General features: G+C 69.1%; 2 protein-coding genes. Both read right to left on the bottom strand.

Features of this window, described 5'->3' with window-relative positions; genetic code table 11:
* Positions 1–35: 35 nt before the first annotated feature.
* Positions 36–1409: a glucose-6-phosphate dehydrogenase gene (locus tag I5E_RS10805; RefSeq protein ID WP_022907000.1), complete on the bottom strand. Its 1374-nt coding sequence runs from the start codon at positions 1407–1409 to the stop codon at positions 36–38.
* A 159-nt stretch (positions 1410–1568) separates the two neighbouring features.
* A partial coding sequence (ctaF, locus tag I5E_RS21625; RefSeq protein ID WP_022906999.1) for an aa3-type cytochrome oxidase subunit IV occupies positions 1569–1746 on the bottom strand: 178 nt, incomplete at its 5' end.

Raw genomic sequence — 1746 nt, 5'->3', positions numbered from 1 at the left:
CAGCAGCGCCGATCAGGGCGCCGACGTCACGTCCGTCAGGACGAGGACTCCCAGTCCGCCGGGCCGCGCGAACCCGCGCGGTACTCCTCGAGCGGGACCTGGTCCGCCTTCCAGGCGTCGACGACCGGCCCGACGATCTCCCAGCAGCGCTCGGCCACGTCACCGCGGATCGAGAGCAGCGGGTCGTCGTGGAAGATCCCGTTCAGGACCTCGCCGTAGGGGGTCAGCTCGCCGTCCGCGAAGGACGAGGACAGCGTGACCTGGCCCATCTCGAAGGGGTTGCCACCACCGTTCGCCGACACCGTCAGCTCGATCTCGTCCGGGTTGAGCACGATGCGGAGGGTGTCCGTCTTCGGGCGACCCGAGAGGCCGGAGGGCAGGCGCGTCACCGGCTTGAAGGTGATCAGGACCTCCTTGCGGCTGGCGCCGAGGGCCTTGCCGGAGCGCAGCGTGAACGGGACGCCCTTCCAGCGCGCGGTGTCGACCTCGACCGAGATCTCGGCGAGCGTCTCCGTCTGGCGCGACTTGTCGACGCCGTCCTCGTCCTGGTACGACGGCAGCTCCTTGCCGTCGATCGTGCCGGCCGTGTAGACGGCACGACGCGAGGCGACCTTCGGGTCGCCGCCCTTGAGCTCGGTGGAGCGGAGCACCCGCGCCAGCGACGAGCGGAACTCGACCGCGTCGATGTCCGACGGGGCGTCCATCGTCACGATGCCGAGGATCTGCAGCAGGTGCGACTGGATCATGTCGACCATCGCGCCGGCCTCGTCGTAGTACTGGGCGCGGTTCTCGAGACCGAGGGTCTCGTCGTAGAAGATGTCGACCTTCTCGATGTTCTCGGCGTTCCAGATCGGCTCGAACAGGCGGTTCGCGAAGCGCAGGCCGATGATGTTGAGGACCGTGGTGCGACCGAGGAAGTGGTCGGTGCGGTGCACTCGCTCTTCCGGCACCAGCTTGAGGACCGTCTCGTTGAGGGCACGGGCGCTCGCGACGTCGGTGCCGAAGGGCTTCTCGAACGCGAGGGTGGTGCCCTCGGGGAGCTCGACCTGCTGGAGGGCCTCGCAGATGTCGGACGCGATCTGCGGCGGGAGCGCGAAGTAGAGGATCGGCTCGGCGTCAGCCGCGGCGAAGAGCGCCTTGAGGTGCTCGGGGTCGGTCGGGTCACCCTGGATGAACTGCGTCGAGGCGAGGGTCGCGTCGACCTCCGGGCCCTTCACGTCCTGCGACGCGAAGGACTTCGTGACGACGTCCTTCCACTGCTCCTCGCTGCGGGCACTGCGGCCCGTGCCGATGAGCTGGACGGGGACCGCTCGACCGCTCTGCAGGAACGTGCCGAGGCCCGGCAGCAGCAGGCGGGAGGCGAGGTCGCCCGTCGCGCCGAAGATGATGAGAGTGCGCTTGTCGGTCACCGGAGGTGACTCCTTTCGCTGGTGTGGGGGTGGTCCGCTTGAGGCCAAGCCGTGGGCGGACTGGTTGATTCCCGAACGGGTCGGGGAGTTCGTGTCCGGACGCACTTCGGGCGGCACCGGTGTGGTGCCGCCCGAATGTCAGGTGCGCTGCGGGTCCGGTCAGTGACCGAAGTTGCCGCGGTAGTACTCGTAGACCCAGCCGACGAGGGTGACGGCCACGCAGGCGAGCCCGATCGGCACGATCCAGAGGCCGGCTGCGACACCGAGGAAGCAGAGGCCGGTCGCACCGGCGAGCAGGATCGGCCACCACGACCACGGGCTGAAGTGCCCGAGCTCG

The organism is Curtobacterium sp. B18 (assembly GCF_000333375.1).
GTDB lineage: Bacteria > Actinomycetota > Actinomycetes > Actinomycetales > Microbacteriaceae > Curtobacterium.
Note: the sequence above shows the minus strand (reverse complement) of the source record. Positions and strands in the feature narration are given on the sequence as shown.